This window comes from Variovorax sp. 05N34 (assembly GCF_056397405.1).
The window spans coordinates 182,140-198,610 of record NZ_JBFTNI010000005.1; the positions used below are offsets into that span (position 1 = coordinate 182,140).

The 16,471-nt window shown below is 62.8% G+C and carries 13 protein-coding genes; 7 read left to right on the forward strand and 6 right to left on the reverse strand.

Features of this window, described 5'->3' with window-relative positions; all coding sequences use genetic code 11:
• Positions 1–7: 7 nt before the first annotated feature.
• The 3 genes from AC1DMA_RS15520 to AC1DMA_RS15530 are packed head-to-tail and all read right to left on the reverse strand — an operon-like array spanning position 8 to position 5,334.
• Complete coding sequence (locus AC1DMA_RS15520; RefSeq protein ID WP_478144760.1) at positions 8–3,214, reverse strand: type I restriction endonuclease subunit R; 3,207 nt, start codon at positions 3,212–3,214, stop codon at positions 8–10.
• The gene (locus AC1DMA_RS15525; RefSeq protein ID WP_478127538.1) at positions 3,207–4,721 is read right to left on the reverse strand and encodes a type I restriction-modification system subunit M; all 1,515 of its coding nucleotides are present in this window, start codon (positions 4,719–4,721) and stop codon (positions 3,207–3,209) included. The genes AC1DMA_RS15520 and AC1DMA_RS15525 overlap by 8 nt, the downstream gene beginning before the upstream one ends.
• Before the next feature lie 19 nt (positions 4,722–4,740).
• On the reverse strand, positions 4,741–5,334 hold the full coding sequence (locus tag AC1DMA_RS15530; RefSeq protein WP_478127539.1) for a restriction endonuclease subunit S: 594 nt from the start codon (positions 5,332–5,334) through the stop codon (positions 4,741–4,743).
• Positions 5,335–5,441: 107 nt separating this feature from the next.
• On the opposite strand from AC1DMA_RS15530, the gene AC1DMA_RS15535 reads away from it, so the two are divergent.
• The 4 genes from AC1DMA_RS15535 to AC1DMA_RS15550 all read left to right on the forward strand — a co-directional run bounded on the left by AC1DMA_RS15535 (position 5,442) and on the right by AC1DMA_RS15550 (position 8,495).
• Entirely contained in the window at positions 5,442–6,455 is a 1,014-nt protein-coding gene (locus AC1DMA_RS15535; protein ID WP_478144761.1) for a ComEC/Rec2 family competence protein, read from the forward strand.
• Between the two features lie 102 nt (positions 6,456–6,557).
• Positions 6,558–6,866 (forward strand): putative quinol monooxygenase, encoded by a 309-nt coding sequence (locus tag AC1DMA_RS15540; protein WP_478127541.1) that lies wholly within the window; start codon positions 6,558–6,560, stop codon positions 6,864–6,866.
• Between the two features lie 94 nt (positions 6,867–6,960).
• Positions 6,961–7,236 (forward strand): helix-turn-helix domain-containing protein, encoded by a 276-nt coding sequence (locus tag AC1DMA_RS15545; protein WP_478144762.1) that lies wholly within the window; start codon positions 6,961–6,963, stop codon positions 7,234–7,236.
• The gene (locus tag AC1DMA_RS15550; RefSeq protein WP_478144763.1) at positions 7,236–8,495 is read left to right on the forward strand and encodes a HipA domain-containing protein; all 1,260 of its coding nucleotides are present in this window, start codon (positions 7,236–7,238) and stop codon (positions 8,493–8,495) included. The genes AC1DMA_RS15545 and AC1DMA_RS15550 overlap by 1 nt, the downstream gene beginning before the upstream one ends.
• 46 nt (positions 8,496–8,541) lie before the next feature.
• Here the strand turns inward: AC1DMA_RS15550 and gap are convergent, their stop codons facing one another.
• Together gap and tkt are read right to left on the reverse strand one after the other, a co-directional pair.
• Complete coding sequence (gene gap / locus AC1DMA_RS15555) at positions 8,542–9,543, reverse strand: type I glyceraldehyde-3-phosphate dehydrogenase (RefSeq protein WP_478144764.1); 1,002 nt, start codon at positions 9,541–9,543, stop codon at positions 8,542–8,544.
• 43 nt (positions 9,544–9,586) lie between these two features.
• Positions 9,587–11,638 (reverse strand): transketolase, encoded by a 2,052-nt coding sequence (gene tkt, locus AC1DMA_RS15560; RefSeq protein WP_478144765.1) that lies wholly within the window; start codon positions 11,636–11,638, stop codon positions 9,587–9,589.
• Positions 11,639–11,737: 99 nt separating this feature from the next.
• Between tkt and AC1DMA_RS15565 the strand changes: the two genes are divergently transcribed.
• Together AC1DMA_RS15565 and AC1DMA_RS15570 are read left to right on the forward strand one after the other, a co-directional pair.
• Positions 11,738–12,127, forward strand: coding sequence for an S-adenosylmethionine decarboxylase family protein (locus AC1DMA_RS15565; protein ID WP_478127546.1), 390 nt, complete (start codon positions 11,738–11,740; stop codon positions 12,125–12,127).
• A gap of 38 nt (positions 12,128–12,165) precedes the next feature.
• A complete protein-coding gene (locus AC1DMA_RS15570) occupies positions 12,166–12,870 on the forward strand; it encodes a nucleotidyltransferase family protein (RefSeq protein WP_478144933.1) in 705 nt (234 codons plus the stop codon).
• 36 nt (positions 12,871–12,906) lie between these two features.
• Here AC1DMA_RS15570 and AC1DMA_RS15575 read toward each other — a convergent pair whose 3' ends face one another.
• Positions 12,907–14,709, reverse strand: a complete 1,803-nt coding sequence (locus AC1DMA_RS15575) for a hypothetical protein (protein WP_478144766.1) — start codon at positions 14,707–14,709, stop codon at positions 12,907–12,909.
• Positions 14,710–15,075: 366 nt separating this feature from the next.
• On the opposite strand from AC1DMA_RS15575, the gene AC1DMA_RS15580 reads away from it, so the two are divergent.
• Positions 15,076–16,461, forward strand: a complete 1,386-nt coding sequence (locus AC1DMA_RS15580) for an aminopeptidase P N-terminal domain-containing protein (protein ID WP_478144767.1) — start codon at positions 15,076–15,078, stop codon at positions 16,459–16,461.
• Positions 16,462–16,471: the final 10 nt, after the last annotated feature.

Consider the following 16,471-nt stretch of genomic DNA (forward strand, 5'->3'; position numbering starts at 1 on the left):
GCAATCGTCAGGCGCTCCGGCTTCTACCAGCGCGGGTGATCTGAAGCACATGGGAGATCACGGCGTTGGCCCTGTTGAGGCCCAGCGACGCATGGAAGCGCATCAGCAAATCCCTGCGGACGGCGGACTCGAAGCCTTGCGGATCGAGCGAGTGTTCAGCCATCGCGTCATCCACGAGGCGGCTGATGGCGAGCGCATGGTCGATATAGCCGCGGCGCGCCGATGCATCGAGCCCCGCGGCGGCTTCATCGCCCAAGGCCATCAGGATGGCGCCGAAGAATGCCCTGGCCCGCGGGTTGGCTGACAACACGTCGGGCATGCCAGGGACTGCGCGAAGGTCGACGCTTCGCTCGAACTCGCGAAGCAGGGCGTATTGCTTTCGCGGGCTGTCGAAGAGCGCTTCTGCATCTTCGATTGCGCTCTTGAGCAAGCCGGACAACACCTTTTGCGCGTACGGATCTTCGACGAGTTCGTGCGCAATGGTGTTCTGAAGGCGCGTCCTGATCAACGCGGCTTCACGGCGCGTCCTTTGCTCAGGCCAAGCATCAGCCGCATCGCCGTGGGAAGACTGCCTCACTGCATAGACGGCATCAGGTTCGCGCACCGTGCTGCCTTCGATGCATGCGTCGACAAGCCTTTGGATCTGCTTGTCGTATTCGCTGTCCACGACGGTCTCCATGGCATCGCGTTGAGCGGTCTGCCGCGCATTTCGCAACAAGCGCAAGTCCTGCGTGTAGCGGGCAACCTGCTCTTCCGAAAACTGCGGGTCTTCGAAGAAGCTGCGCGAGGACAGCGCCGTCCTCAAGCATTGTCCGAAGGCATTGACGGCTGCGGAGAAGTCATCGCGAACTCCCGCGCTCAGCGCCTGCCGCAGTTGCTCGGGATCGTCGCGATCGGCGACCTCATCGAAGAACGACCACATCGACGCGTGCAACGACGGCAGTCGCTTGAATTCGGCATGCACCGGCGTGTATAGCCCGACGAGGTCCGTGGCGTCGAACCCACTCTGCGTGCGCTCCTCGAGGTCCTGGTAGTCGCTGATCGCCGTATCCAGCTGCTTGAGGACGCCGCGATAGTCGACCAACAGACCGTGTCGCTTGGCGTCGTGCAACCGATTCACGCGGGCCACTGCCTGGATGAGGCCATGACTCTGGAGCGGCTTGTCGATGTAGAGCACGGCATTGCGCGGCTCGTCGAACCCTGTGAGCAGCCGATCGACGACGATGAGTAGATCGGGTTCGGCGTCGGTGCCGAAGCCACGCAGCACCTGTCGCTCGTGTTCCGCCGGCTTGTGCGCACTTGCGAGCACGTTGTGGCGCCACCAATGCTGCACCTCTGCCAACCCATCATCGTCGGGATCGAAGTCGCCCTCGCGCGCGTCGGGCGGCGAGATGACGATGGCGCTGGTGACGAGCCCGGTCGCGTCGAGCGCCTTCTTGTAGCGGACTGCATCGCGCTTACTGGCGGTGGCGACCTGGCCTTTCAGCCCGGGCGCCAACTTCTTGAAGTTTTCGCTGAAATGGGTCGCGATGTCCCACGCAATCAGCTCGATGCGCCCGGCCGCGCCGTGGATGACTCCACGCGCCGCGCATGGCTTGCTCGCATCGATTCGCTGATTCGCGCCGCAGGTGGCACTGATCTTGTCGAACCAGCGGTCCACCGCCTTCGCGTCGATTTTGAGTTCGGGCACACGCTCTTCGTAGAGCAGCGGCGTGACGACGCCATCTTCGACCGCGCGGCGCATCGTGTAGGCGTGAATGATCGGCCCGAACTTCTTCGTCGTCTTCTCGTGCTTCAGCAGCGGTGTGCCGGTGAAGGCCACGAAGGCCGCACGGGGCAGAGCCCTGCGCATGCGTTCGTGCGTTTCGCCCCCATGACTGCGATGGCCTTCGTCGACCAGCACGATGATGTTTGCCGACTCGTTTCGGCATTCGGGCAAGCGCGACGCAATGTTGAACTTCTGAATCAGCGCGAAGGTGATCCGCTCGGCGCCGCTGCCAATGCGCCTTGCGAGATCCCGGCCCGTGACGGCCTTGCTGCGCTCGCCTTCCTTGTGCGCGCCGAAGGATGGACCGAAGGCATCGCTCGCCACGAAATTCCGCGCCAGCTGATGCTCCAGATCGACCCGATCAGTGACGACGAAGATGCGACAGTCCTTCAAGTTTTCGTTCAAGAGCAATGCCTTGGCCAAGAACACCATGGTGAGGCTCTTGCCCGACCCTGCGGTGTGCCAGACCACGCCGCCCTTGCGCGAACCATCGGCTCGCAAGGACGCGAGGCGCTTCAGCAGCGCACCCGCAGCGAAGAATTGCGGCGGGCGCGCCACGATCTTGCCCAGCTTGCGGTCGAACAATATGAATCCGCGCAGCACTTCGAGCAGTCTCGAAGGCGTGAGCAGGCTGACCAGCAGGCGGTCGGCCGCATCAGGCGACAGCGGCGAAGCCCATAGCGATTCGAGCCCGGTCCTCAGCGCGGAGGACTTTCCTTGCAAGAGCTGCCCGAGCGTCTCGGACGGCGGCGTCGCATTCTTCAGCGAGCGCACGTGCGCTTCGTCGAACTCTTCTTCCTTGTTCCATCTCGACCAGAATTTCGCAGGTGTGCGAGTGGTGCCATAGCAGGCATCGGTCGGGCCGATGGCGATCTGCAGTTGCGCGTATGCAAAGAGATGCGGCACTTCCTCGTCGCGCTGATTGCGCAGGTGCCGCTCGATGGCTTCACGCACCGTGGGGCGCCCGCACTCGATCACAACAAGCGGAATGCCGTTCACGTAGGCGACGACGTCGGGCGCGCGGTGGTTGCCGCTGCCCTGCGAAAGCACGCTCAGGTCCTCTGTCACGTCGAAGCGATTGGCGGCGGGGTCGTCCCAGTCGATGATCGCGATGGTCGGTTGATGCTTCTTGCCGTCGGGCATGAACTCGGTGACCGTGACGCCGTAGGCAAGCCTCGAATAGAGCCGCTGGTTGGCGGCGAGCAGTCCGTCTCCCAACCCGAGCGTGGCGAGTTCGCGCAGGATCTGATCGATGGCGCCAGCGGAGAGCGAGTGGTGAGCGCCCTTGTATTCAAACCGGCGCGTCTGGAGAAACTCGACAACCCAGCGCTTGACCAGAACTTCGCGCGCGCCGCCTCGCAGTTCGAGGCACGCCGCCGGATTCAGGTAGCGCCAGTCGAGATTGCACAGCATGCGCAACGCACTCAGGCGGGCGTCATCAGTCATACCCGAGCTCCTTCAGGTACCCGGCCATCTCCTCTTCAATGCCTGCGCACTCCTTCTTCAGTTCGATCCGCTCGCGCCGCAATGCGTCGAGGTCAACGTGGAGTGGAGCCTGCGTGCTGTCGACATAGCGGCCGACGTTGAGGTTGTAGTCCTGTTCGGCAATGGCGTCGGGAGCGACGAGGATGGCGTACTTGTCAGCAGACTCACGCCCGGCATAGGTCGCGAGGATCCGTTCAATGTCGGCCGCGCGCAGCAGGTTCTGGTTCTTGCCAGGCTGGAACTCGCGGCTGGCGTCGATGAAAAGGACTTTGTCGTCGGCCTTGTCCTTGCGCAGCACCAGCACTGCGGCAGGGATGCCGGTGCCATAGAAGAGCTTTTCAGGAATGCCGATGACCGCGTCGAGCAGGTTCTCCTCGATCAGCTTTCGACGGATCGCGCGCTCGGCGCCTCCGCGAAAAAGAACGCCATGCGGCATGACCACCGCCATGCGCCCGGTGCGCGGATTCAGGGTCTCGACCATGTGCAGGATGAAGGCGAAGTCGCCTTTGCCACGCGGAGGCAGCCCGCGGCGGTAGCGGCCGAAGCGATCGTTCTCGGCGCTCTCATGGCCCCACTTGTCGAGACTGAACGGTGGGTTGGCGACGACGACATCGAAGCGTCGCAGCCGCGTGTCGCCCACCACCAGCTTGGGATTGCGGAGCGTGTCGCCCCATTCGATGCGATGGTTGTCCTCGCCATGAAGGAACATGTTCATCTTGGCGAGCGCCCAGGTGCTGCCTATGGCCTCCTGCCCATAGAGCGCATAGCGCCGCATGCCGCTGCGTTCTCGGATGAGCCGGCCGCACCGAAGCAGCAGCGAACCGGATCCACATGCGGGGTCGCAGACTTCATCGCCGTCCCGCGGGTCCATCAAGCGCGCGAGGAGCTCCGAAACTTCCGGCGGCGTGTAGAACTCGCCGGCCTTCTTGCCGCTGGTCGAGGCAAATCGCTTGATGATGAATTCGTACGCGTTGCCGACCACGCCGAGCGTCCCGACCCTGCTGGGGCTCAGGTCGAGTTCGGGCCTGGCGAAAGCTTCGAGGAGCTGCCGCAGCATGTCGTTCTTCTGCTGCTCGTCCCCCAGCTTGCCCGCGTTGAAGCTGATGTCCTGAAAGATGTCGCGCAGCTTCGATAGGTTGGCGTCTTCGATCGCATGCAGCGCACGATCGATGCGCTCCCCATTGCCGGGCTGATAGCGCGCCGCGTGCAGCGCGTAGAAGCTGGCGTTCGGCGGAAGCACGAAGCGTTCGGTCTTGAGCAATTCGTCGATGAGCCCCGGTTCGGCATCGGCGTATTCCTTGAGGTACCCGTCGTAGTGCTCCTGCCAGACGTCCGACACGTACTTGAGAAACAGCAAGGTCAGGACGTAGTCCTTGTAGATGCCCGGGTCCACGATCCCTCGAAGGGTTTCGCAAGCGGTCCACACGGCGCCATTGATCGCATCCTGCTCGATGGTGGGTTGTTTCATGTTCTCCCTGTGGTTTTTGTCATGGGGTCGCTGCCAGTTCCTCGGCGATCGATTCGAAGAGGCGCTCGTGATTGCGGATGAGCAGGGCCTGCAGGTGTCGCTCACGGTGGGCCAGCCGCACCAGTTCGACGATGCGCTGCTGATCGGGCAGAGAAGGAATGCTGACGCGCATGGCTTCGAGCATCGGCCGGCGCACGCTCAGTTGGCTCGAACCCTCGGCCGCGCGCTGCAGCGCTCGCTGAAAAGGCGGCTGGTTGATCTGCCAGGCGAGAAAGGCCGCGATCGCGGGGCTCCCAGGCTTGAGGCGCAGATGAAAAAGATGAGGCCCGCAAACTGCATGCTCAGGCGGTTCATCAAGACAGGCGGCATAGAAGCGGCTGCCCCGCGCCACAAAGAGCAGATCGCCTGGGAGCAGCCAGTCGGCATCGCCGCGTCCCGTGAGCCGCGTCCGCACCACCGTCTGCCATCGGACCCCGGCGGCAGGATGCACGTCCTTCATCTGGACGGCGCGGACCGGGCCTCCAGGAATCTCCTCGATGGAGCCGCGAAAGGGATAGCCCGCCTTGATGGCAGTCAACTCCCCCAACGAAACACGAACTGCATCAATCGACATGATGCAAATCCTACAAGGTTCGATGACCGCGGCTCGCTAGACTTTCGGCACAAAACCAGTGCGTCGCCTTGCGATGCGAACAAATGGTCAAGGTCAGGGAGTGTTGGATGGGGTATGAGGTCGATTTCCTGCCTGTGAAGTCAGGCGGCGCAGCCATCAGCGTCCGCTGGGGCCAACCGGGCGATTACAAGGTGCTTGTCTACGACGCCGGCACGGCGCTCTCAGGCGCGCAGATGGTGGCTCACATCCAGAACCTGTACATGACGTCTCATGTGGACTACCTGGTGAGTTCGCATCCGGCGAGCGATCACATGGACGGCTTGCCGGTGGTTCTCGGCAAACTGACAGTCGGCGAGTTGTGGATGCAGCGGCCCTGGGCCTATTCGAGGCGGCTGCGGAGCGCCATGGGACCGGCGCGTGCCCTCGAGAGCCTGGCCAAATCGCGGGGTGTCCCTGTGTTCGAACCTTTTGCCGGCGCCAATGTCGGCCCCTTCGTCGTCCTGTCTCCCGGCCACGACTGGTATGTCGATGCATTGCTGCCGGCCTTTAATGCGAAGTTCGATGGGAAATTCGATGGCCCCGGCGAGGGCGCTTCGCAGCGGATCGCTCGGCTTCTCGAGTTTGTTCACCTGCTGGACCGCTGGACCCGACGCTACGCGCGCGAACGTCTGCGCGCTCATGCCACGACCACGGCAGAGAACGAATCAAGCGCGGTGCTCTATGGCGAGTTCGGTGGGCAGGGGGTTCTGCTCACGGGAAGGGCGGGCGTTCAGGCGCTCGACGCGGGAGCGACCTTTGCCGAGCGGCTGGGTGTCGATCTTCCGTCGCAGCTCTGCCTGCTGCAGGCACCCAATGCGGGGAACCTGAACCATGTGTCGACCCAGGTGCTCGATCGGATCGTCGGGCAGAGCACGCCTGCGGCGCAGCGCAAACACACCAAGTCGGCTTTCGTCTCCATCAGCATCGAAGCGCGGCAGCGCCTCAGCCGGATACTGACGGAGGCGTTGAGCCGGCGCGGCGCCCTCAGCTTCGCAACGCGGGGGGTGAGCCTTCATCATTGGCACGAGATGCCCGACCGCGGCTGGTACAGGACCCAACCCGACACGCTCCTGGAGATTTGAACGCCGGCTCATGTCGGCCGGCCTCCGATGCGACAGGCGGAAGGCGCCTGTTCCTCGTAAATTCCACGGTCCATCATCCAGGCAACCAAGGAGCATTCGCCCATGATTCACGTCGTCGCCGTCATCACCGCCAAACCCGGCCAACGCGCGCAGATCCTCGAGGCCTACCGCGCCAATCGGGCCGCGGTTCTCGCGGAAAAAGGCTGCATCGAATACACCGCGACCGCGGACGCCGCTGGCGTGCCGACCTCGCGCGCTTCATTCGGACCGGACACCTTCGTGGTGATCGAGAAGTGGGAAACGCTCGCGGACCTGCAGGCGCACGCGGCAGCGCCACACATGGCCGCCTATGGAGCGAAGGTGAAAGACTGGACGGAGAGCCGCTTGATCCATGTGCTTGAGCCGGTATAGCGCATCGATAGATCAGTTACCGATCGGTAATTTTTATTGACTTTGAGTGCGGCGTCGCGGCAGAATTACCGACAGGTAATTCGTGGGAGCAACAATGCCTGGAGCAAAGTCATCGTTACCGATCGGTAATTCACAAGACACGGATGCCGTCATCCGTTCTACTGCCGATCTCGGCGAACTGATTCGCCAGCGCCGCCGTTCTCTCAACCTCAAGCAGTTGGACATCGCTGGATTGGGCAATACAGGCAACCGTTTCATCGTGGATCTGGAGGGCGGCAAGCCAACGGTCCAACTGCAAAAAGCGCTGGATGTGCTTGACCTGCTGGGACTGGAAGTCGTGGTGCGGCCCCGAACCTCCGGTGGCATTTGATGGCCCGGCCGCACAGCCTGGACGTCTTCTTCGGCGAAGAGCACGTCGCCGTAGTCCACGACAGTTCCCCCATCGAATTCGAGTACACGCCTGAATGGCTCGCCCGCGCTGAGCGGCTGCAAGTCGCCGCCATAGACCTTTCTCCAGGGCATCAATCCTCGGCGGCCGTGCAGGCGTTCTTGGAAAACCTGCTGCCCGAAGGCGAACTGCGCGCCTATCTCTCAGAGCAGAAGAAGGCTTCCACGTTGTTCTCGCTGCTGCACGAAGTCGCGGGCGACACCGCCGGCGGGTTCGTCATTCTCCCGGGTGGGGAGCGACCCGAACCCCCTTCCTATGAGACAACGAGCTGGCAGGCCCTCGCGCTGATGCTGGGGCGCAAGTCAGCTGCCGCTATCGATATCAAAGGCAACCATGCCCGAGTGTCGCTGGCCGGCGCCCAAGACAAGGCTTCCATCGCATTGTTCGACGATGGATTGCCGCGACTTCCTCAGGGCACTTCTCCGTCCACGCACATTCTCAAGCCGGACATCCGCCGCATTGCCAAGATCTGGCATTCGGCGGCCAACGAAGCTGTGATGATGCGCACCTCGGCGTTGTGCGGGCTGCCGACAGCGCAAGTCTTCTATGAGCCGACCACCCAGGCTTGCGTTGTCAAGCGCTTCGACCGCCTCGACCGGGCGGACGGCACCCTGGGTCGCTTGTTGCAGTACGACTTGTGCCAATTGGCCGGCACAGTGTCGGAGAAAAAATACGAGATTGAAGGCGGCCCCGGTGCAGCACGTTGCGCAGAACTGATTCGCCGGTACAGCACGCAACCTGCGTCGGACTTGAAGAACTTCGTCGCCTGGCTGTTCTTCAACCTCTATGTCGGCAACAACGACAGCCACGCCAAGAACTTGTCGCTCTATCGGGTGCCTGGCGCTGGCATGAGGCTCACGCCGTTCTACGACTTGATGTGCACCCGCATCTATCCCGGACTGTCACCGCACTTCGCTTTCTCCATCGGCGGCGAGACGACGCCCGGTACGATGTCGCGAGCGAACATCATGGCGCTCGCCGAAGCATTCAATATGCGCTCGGGGTTCCTGTTCGCCATTGCCGAAGAACTCGCCAACAAGCTGCCTGACGCAACGGAAGCAGCCATCGAGTCCCTTGAGCCCGATTTATCCGCGGGTGCGAAAACGTTGGCCGTCCGGCTGCATCGATTCGTCGTCTCAACGACTCGCCAGCTCTCCAAGCGCTTTCTTAAGGCACCATGAAAAAACGCGCCCTCGGGCGCGTTGTCGGTGAGTGCTCGAAACCGCCTTACTTCGCCATCACGCGAACCATCTCCAGGCACTTGTTCGAGTAGCCCCACTCGTTGTCGTACCAGCTCACGAGCTTGACGAAGGTGCCGTCCAGGGCGATGCCAGCGTCGGCGTCGAAGATCGAGGTGCGCGGGTCGCCGCGGAAATCGGTGGCGACCACCTTGTCTTCCGTGTAGCCGAGGACGCCCTTGAGCGCGCCTTCGCTCTGGGCTTTCATTTCAGCGCAGATTTCCTCGTAGGTCGCCGCGTTGACCAGCTCGACAGTGAGGTCGACCACCGACACGTCGGAAGTCGGCACGCGGAAGCTCATGCCGGTGAGCTTCTTGTTGAGCTCGGGGATCACCACGCCGACGGCCTTGGCTGCACCGGTGCTCGACGGAATGATGTTCTCGAGAATACCCCGGCCGCCGCGCCAATCCTTGTTGCTCGGGCCGTCGACGGTCTTCTGCGTCGCGGTAGCTGCGTGCACGGTGGTCATCAGGCCGCGCTTGATGCCCCACTTGTCGTTCACGACCTTGGCAAGCGGCGCCAGGCAGTTTGTCGTGCAGCTGGCGTTGCTGATGATGGCCTCGCCCGCGTATTTCTTGTCGTTCACGCCGTAGACGAACATGGGTGTGTCGTCCTTGCTCGGCGCCGAGAGAAGAACCTTCTTCGCGCCGGCGTCGATGTGCTTCTGCGCCGTCTCCTTGGTGAGGAAGAGGCCGGTGGATTCGAGCACGACGTCGGCGCCGACGTCGCTCCACTTCAGTTGTGCCGGGTCGCGCTCCTGCGTCAGGCGAATCTTCTTGCCATTGACGATGAGCGTGTTGCCCTCGACGTTGATTTCGCCCTGGAAGCGGCCATGCACGGAGTCGTACTGCAGCATGTACGCCAGGTAGTCCGGCTCGAGCAGATCGTTGATCGCGACGATCTCGATGTCGTTCTTGAAGTTCTGCACCGCCGCGCGAAGCACGTTGCGACCGATGCGACCGAAGCCATTGATGCCGAGTTTGATAGCCATGTCATTTGCTCCTGGATGATGAAAACCGAAAGGGCGATCGATTTCAGCGCTTGAGCGCCGCTTCGACCGTGGCAGCCACGTTCTCTGCCGTGAACCCGAAATGCTTGAACAGCACGCCCGCAGGCGCCGATTCGCCGTAAGTGTCGATGCCGACCACCGCCGCGACGCCGTACTTCCACCACCCACCGGTGGCGCCCATTTCGACGGCGATGCGCAGGGTGCCGCTCGGCAGCACGCTGGTCTTGTAGGCGACGTCCTGGCGATCGAAGGTGGTGGTCGAAGGCATCGAAACCACGCGGACCGCGATTTTCCTTGCGGCAAGCAGCTCTTGCGCCTTGAGGGCCAATTGCACTTCGGAGCCCGTCGCGATGATCACGGCCTTCACGTTCTTGTTCTTGAGCCCGACTGCCGCCGGCTCAGACAGCACATACGCACCCTTGCTGATGTCGCTCAGATCCGACTTGGGCGAGTAGGGCAGGTTCTGGCGCGACAGCAGCAGTGCGGTCGGACGATTTGCGCTTTGCAGCGCCACGGCCCAGGCGACGGCAGTCTCGGCCGTGTCGCCGGGGCGCCAGACATCGAGGTTCGGGATCAGGCGAAGCGAGGCAGCGTGTTCGATCGACTGGTGTGTCGGGCCGTCTTCGCCGAGACCGATGGAGTCGTGCGTGAAGACATGAATCACGCGCTGCTTCATCAGCGCGGCCATGCGAATGGCATTGCGGCTGTAATCACTGAAAGTCAGGAAGGTGCCGCCGTAAGGGATGTAGCCCCCATGCAGCGCCAAGCCGTTCATGATGGCGGCCATGCCGAACTCGCGGACGCCGTAATTGATATGGCGGCCCGGCAGACCGTCAGGGAACTGCTCGTTGCCTTCGCTGCGGATCACGGCGCCATTGGCATCGAAGCGCAGGCTGGGCGTGCTCTTGGTGTTGGTGAGGTTCGAGCCGGTGAGATCGGCGCTGCCGCCGAGCAACTCGGGCAATGCGGCGGTGAAGGCTTCGAGAGCGAGTTGCGATGCTTTTCGCGACGCGACCGTCTCGGCCTTGGTGTGGGCGGCCACCACCGTATCGAAGGCGGTCTGATGGAAGTTCTTCGGCAGCTCTCCCTTCATACGGCGCGTGAACTCGTCCGCGAGATCGGGAAAGGACTGCGCATAGGCCGCGAATCTTTCATTCCATTCGGCCTCGGCCTTGGCGCCGGCTGCCTTGGCATCCCATTCCTCATAGACGGCCGCTGGCAGGTCGAAGGGCGCGTGGCTCCACTGGAGCGCGCTGCGCGTCAGTGCGATCTCGTCCGCACCGAGCGGCTCTCCGTGCGCCTTGGCCGTGTTGGCGCGATTGGGGCTTCCCTTGCCGATCTGCGTCTTGCAGATGATCAATGTGGGCCGATCGTCGTGCTTCTTCGCCTTTTCGATCGCCTTCGACACATCCTTGATGTCGTGCCCATCGATCGGCCCGATCACTCGCCAGCCGTAGGCTTTGAAACGCTCTTCGGTGTTGTCGACGAACCAGGGCTTGACCGGACCGTCGATCGAAATGCCGTTGTCGTCGTAGAGCGCAATCAGCTTGCCAAGCTTCCATGCACTGGCGAGGGCAGCGGCTTCGTGGCTGATGCCTTCCATCAGGCACCCGTCGCCAAGGAAAGCGTAGGTGTGATGATCGACGATGGTGTGGTCCTTGCGGTTGAATTCCGACGCAAGCAGCTTTTCGGCAAGCGCAAAACCCACGGCATTCGTAATGCCCTGGCCCAGCGGCCCGGTGGTGGTCTCGACGCCGGGGGTGATGCCCGTTTCAGGGTGGCCGGCGGTCTTGCTGTGCAACTGGCGGAAGTGCTTCAGCTCGTCGATCGGCAGGTCGTAACCCGTGAGGTGCAGCACCGCGTAGATGAGCATCGACGCATGGCCGTTCGACAGCACGAAGCGGTCGCGATCGAACCAGTGTGGATTGGTGGGGTTGTGCTTGAGATGCTCGCCCCATAGCGCGACAGCCATGTCGGCCATGCCCATTGGTGCGCCCGGATGCCCCGAGTTTGCGAGTTGTACGGCATCCATTGCCAGCGCGCGAATCGCGTTGGCCATCAAGGCTTGGTTGGCCATCTGTGGCTTCCTGGGAGCAAGTTAGGGGGAACCCGGCATTTTAGCGGCCGAGGTCGGTGCACTTCGAACGAAGCGCGGAGGGCTGCTAGAGTGCCGCCCATGCATGGACTGCACCTCACTGCCGATCTCCATCGATGCCGCTGCGAGACGCGCTGGCTTGTCGACGCCGATGCGCTCGGCACCGCCTGTGCCGAAGCGGCCGAATCCGCGGGGCTGCAGGTGGTTGGGCGGCTTTTTCATGCGTTTCCGGCGACACCGAAGGGCGAGGGCGGAGTGACTGCCACAGTGCTGCTCGCGGAGTCGCACCTGTGCGTGCACACATGGCCCGAGGAAGGCAGCGTCACGCTCGACGTCTACGTCTGCAACTTCGGCGCTGATCATTCGGCCAAGGCGCATGCGCTGATGGGTTCGCTGGAGGCACTCTTCCTGCCACTGCACGTCGAGCGGCATGCGCTGCAGCGCGGAGCGATCCGGGCGGAGGCCGCATGACGACTCCAGCCACTTCAGCGACTCCAGCAGTCAGCGCGATGATTCTTGCCGCAGGGCGCGGTGAGCGCATGCGGCCCTTGACCGACACCACGCCGAAGCCTCTGCTGGAGGTCGCAGGCAAGCCCCTCATGCAATGGCCCATGGAAGCGCTCGCAACGGGAGGATTCGGCCGACTCGTGATCAACACGGCATGGCTTGGCGATCAGATACAGGTGCGTTTTGGCCAGCGATTCGAAACGTCCACCATTGCCTATTCGCATGAAGGGCACGATTTCGGCGGCCCGCTCGAAACCGCAGGAGGCATCGTACGGGCCTTGCCTTTGCTCGGAGAAATTTTCTGGGTGGTTGCCGGAGATGTGTTCGCTCCGGACTTCGAGTTCACGCAAGCGGCGGTGGATCGTTTTGCGGCCAGCGGCCGGCTGGCGCATCTATGGCTGGTGCCCAATCCTGCGCACAACCCGAACGGCGATTTCGGCATCGCGCCGGACGGGAGCGCCCTGAGCGTATCGGCACAGAAGGACACCTTCTCCACGATTGCGTTGTACCGCGCCGAGTTGTTCGCCCCGCCTTATTGCGACATCCCAAGGGGCAATCCTGAGGGAATCAAGGCTGCGCTGGCGCCGCTCTTGCGCCATGCCATGAAGGACGGGCATGTCAGTGCCGAGCGCTACAGCGGGCGCTGGGCCGATGTCGGCACGCCCGAACGGCTTACTGAACTGAACACAAAAAAACGGCCCGCATGAGGCGGGCCGTTTGCTGCATGAAGTCTCGAATCCGCGTCAGGGGACGTTGACGGTCGACACCTGGAATGGCTTGCCAGGCACCGTCATGGCACCGCCGTATTCAGCGACGCTGCCATTGGTCGAATTGACCGAGCAGCCATTGGGCTTGGGACACGCACCGCCGTCCGAGAAGATCACCGGACCATAGCGGTAGTTGCGCACTGCCTTGCCAGCGTAGTCCGTCACGCTCACCACGTTGTTCGCGTTGGCGAAGTTGTCGGCATCTTCCACGGCAATCAGGTCCTTCAGCTCGTTGTGCTGGATGGTCCGCACGATGCCACCGCTGTTCCCGTCGGCAGCAAAACGCACCCAGGAGATCTTGTTGTCGCCGCGCGATCCCACAATCACCTGCTGGTTCAGGGGCTCTCCGCTCCAGTTGCTCGGCTCGCCTTTGGAGGTGGCCAGCGAAGTCGGGTTGCGGCCGATGCCGCTGACGGTGCCCACTTCAGCGATGGCGCTGGCTGCCGGCGAGCTGTCCGCGCCGCCCGGTGCATAGCCGTCCAGGCTGTAGATGTGCAACGTGCCGTCCTGAGTCGCAATCCATGCGCGCGGATTGCTGCTGAGGACCGTCGTCTTCACGGCCGTCGGGCGGCCGCCCAGCGACACGGTCTTCACCACCTTGGGCATCTGGGTCGCTGCATCCGAGATGAAGGGCCACTGGTTGGCGCCTTGCCCCAGGTTGCTGGTGGACCCGACGTTCGAGCTGAAATACACGCCGTTGATGTAGCTGAAGAGCGGCTTCAGGTCGATGAAGGCAGCCTTCTGCTCCGACTTGGAAACCACCACCGCCACACCGCCCTTTGCATACCTGCGGTAGTCGCTGCCGCCTTTGGCGAACTTCTGCCAGTTGCTGGTCAGGGGCGAATTGGCCGATCCCATGAAGCCGGCGCCGTTGGGAAGCACTGTGTCGAACTGGTCCATGCCGGTGGTCACCGAGATCTCGGTAGGCGCCGCCATGCCAGGAAGATCGACATAGCCCAGCACCTTCATGAAAGCGGTGTTGCCCATGTTGGGCAAGCCAGGGTAGGGACTCGTCCATTCGCCCCACCAGTCATGCCAAGCCGCGTATGAGACGCCGTTGACGGTGTGCGCCGCTCCATTCATGGCATCGCAGCCATCGCAAAGGCCCGCCAGCGCCACCACGGCAACCTGGCCCTTCAGCGCGACGGTGTCCCACACCGTGATCAGGGCGAACTCGTTGTTATTGGTCACCGCGACACCCGTCGGCACCTTGTTAGGCCCCAGCGTGGTCGTCGCGTTGTTGCTCGCCGTGTTGGTGCCGACACTGCCGATGACGCCGTTCTGGAAGGCGACCACGGCTTCCGCGCAGAAGCCCGTGCGGCCATAGCAGCGGCCCATTGCCACCGGATCGCCGCTCGTGATGCCCGCCGCCTTGTAGTTCATGACGTTCGGGGTGTCGATGCCTTGGCCTTTCTGATAGATCTGCCATGGGAGTTGCGGCAGTTGGGCGAAGACGTTGTAGACGTACGCCGAAGCCTGGAACAGGGCCACGCCGACGCGTTCGCTCGTATTGTCGGCCGCGAAGAGCATGTTGGCCTGGTTGGTGGAAAAAAGCCCCGGATCGCCGGAAACAGGCCCGCCCACCGACCAGTAGAACGGGACGTTCTGCGCGGGGTCGGTAAGCTTGGTGTCCGTGCGCTTGGCCAGGGCGGGACCGGTGTTGGCGGTTCCGCAAGACGCCGCGTCGGGACCGTAGCGGTACGCGATGCCGGCATCCTTGCTCAGTTGCTTGGCCATCGCCGTGTACTGCGCAGCCACGATGTTGGAAGATGCGTCCACGATGTCTTTACTTTCGGTCGAACAGAACGTGGTCGAAGCCGCGCTAGCGCCGAGTGCCGTGCCGCCAGGCGAGACTGTGGGGGCCGACGCATTGGCCGCGTCGGGTGTCACTGCCGCATTGACGGCAGTCGCGGCAATACCGCCCCCGCCGCCGCTTCCTCCTCCACCACAACCTGTGAGCACGCCAGCGCCTATCGCGAGCAGAATCGCGCTCTTATTTAGAACATTGAACAAAAAAACACCTCCGAAATAAGAAGTGGTGGTTTTTAGTGGGAGTAGTCCTACACGGCAATTCTTCTTGCAATTGCTTTCTTCGTGTTTTCCCTACCCCAGGGACTGCTTACAAACGTATCGGATAGTGACCTTATGACCCCAATTCATCAAGCCCCCCGACGTGTACATCTTTCTGCTTATATAGGTGCCGAAAGCATCGCCATCATCCCCACCGCGCCAGAGCGGCAGCGCAACCGAGACAGTGACTTTCTGTTTCGGCACGACAGCTATTTCTATTACCTGACGGGCTTCACGGAGCCGAACGCATGGCTGGTGCTGTCGGGTGATGGCCGGTGCACCTTGTTCTGCGCACCGAAGGATCTGGAGCGGGAAATCTGGGACGGCTACCGGCTCGGCCCCGAAGCCGCGCCGGCCGCACTGGGGGTCGACGAGGCTTACTCCATCGATGAACTGGACACCCGGATGCCGCGGCTGCTGGAGAACAAATCAGTCGTCTGGTATCCCTTCGCCACCCACAAGGGGCTGGAGACGCGGGTCGACGGATGGCTTTCTGCAGTACGCGCCCGCGTGCGCTTCGGCGCGCTCTGTCCTGAGGAACAGCGCGACCTGTGTGGCCCGCTGGATGAAATGCGGCTCGTCAAGGACGCGCATGAGCAGGACACGATGCGCCGGGCGGCGCAAATCAGCGCCAGGGCGCATGTCCGTGCGATGCAGTTATCGGCGCGAATGCTGCGTGAAGGCAAGGACGTCCGCGAATACCACCTGGACGCGGAGTTGCTGCACGAATTCCGCTTGGGCGGATCGCAATACCCGGCGTACAGCTCGATCGTGGCGGCGGGCGCGAACGCTTGCGTCCTGCACTACCGGGCCGACACCGCGCCGGTGCGGGACGGTGAACTGGTTCTCATCGACGCGGGCTGTGAGCTCGACGGCTATGCGAGCGACATCACGCGTACATTTCCGGCAAACGGCAAGTTCACCGGCCCGCAGCGCGCGCTGTACGACCTCGTCCTCGCGAGCCAGGACGCCGCCGTTGCGGCAACCCGCGCGGGCCAACGGTTCAACGATCCACACGAAGCCACCGTCAAGGTGCTTTCGCAAGGCATGCTCGACCTCGGGTTGCTCGACGCCAACAAGGTGGGCAGCCTGGATGACGTGATCGAAAACCGCGCCTACTTTCCCTTCTACATGCATCGCACAGGCCACTGGCTTGGCATGGACGTGCACGATTGCGGCAGCTATGTCGAACCCACGCAGATCGGTGAGGTGAGCGAGCGCCGGGATCCGCTGTCGAACGAGATCATCAAGAACCGGCCGAGTCGAATCCTGCACCCCGGCATGGTCCTGACGATCGAACCCGGCATCTACGTGCGCCCTGCGGAAGGCGTGCCGGAGCAATTCCACAACATTGGAATCCGCATCGAGGACGACGCGATCGTCACCGAGACCGGCTGCGAACTCATCTCTCGCGGCGTGCCCGTAGATGGCGACGAGATCGAAGCGCTGATGCGGGGCTGAAGGACGGACC

Coding starts and splice junctions, on each gene's coding strand:
- tkt (WP_478144765.1), bottom strand. CDS start 11,638: ATGGCCAACCAAGCCTTGATGGCCAACGCGATTCGCGCGCTGGCAATG.
- AC1DMA_RS15530 (WP_478127539.1), bottom strand. CDS start 5,334: ATGTCGATTGATGCAGTTCGTGTTTCGTTGGGGGAGTTGACTGCCATC.
- AC1DMA_RS15580 (WP_478144767.1), top strand. CDS start 15,076: ATGACCCCAATTCATCAAGCCCCCCGACGTGTACATCTTTCTGCTTAT.
- AC1DMA_RS15540 (WP_478127541.1), top strand. CDS start 6,558: ATGATTCACGTCGTCGCCGTCATCACCGCCAAACCCGGCCAACGCGCG.
- gap (WP_478144764.1), bottom strand. CDS start 9,543: ATGGCTATCAAACTCGGCATCAATGGCTTCGGTCGCATCGGTCGCAAC.
- AC1DMA_RS15535 (WP_478144761.1), top strand. CDS start 5,442: ATGGGGTATGAGGTCGATTTCCTGCCTGTGAAGTCAGGCGGCGCAGCC.
- AC1DMA_RS15545 (WP_478144762.1), top strand. CDS start 6,961: ATGCCTGGAGCAAAGTCATCGTTACCGATCGGTAATTCACAAGACACG.
- AC1DMA_RS15550 (WP_478144763.1), top strand. CDS start 7,236: ATGGCCCGGCCGCACAGCCTGGACGTCTTCTTCGGCGAAGAGCACGTC.
- AC1DMA_RS15565 (WP_478127546.1), top strand. CDS start 11,738: ATGCATGGACTGCACCTCACTGCCGATCTCCATCGATGCCGCTGCGAG.
- AC1DMA_RS15520 (WP_478144760.1), bottom strand. CDS start 3,214: ATGACTGATGACGCCCGCCTGAGTGCGTTGCGCATGCTGTGCAATCTC.
- AC1DMA_RS15525 (WP_478127538.1), bottom strand. CDS start 4,721: ATGAAACAACCCACCATCGAGCAGGATGCGATCAATGGCGCCGTGTGG.
- AC1DMA_RS15570 (WP_478144933.1), top strand. CDS start 12,166: ATGATTCTTGCCGCAGGGCGCGGTGAGCGCATGCGGCCCTTGACCGAC.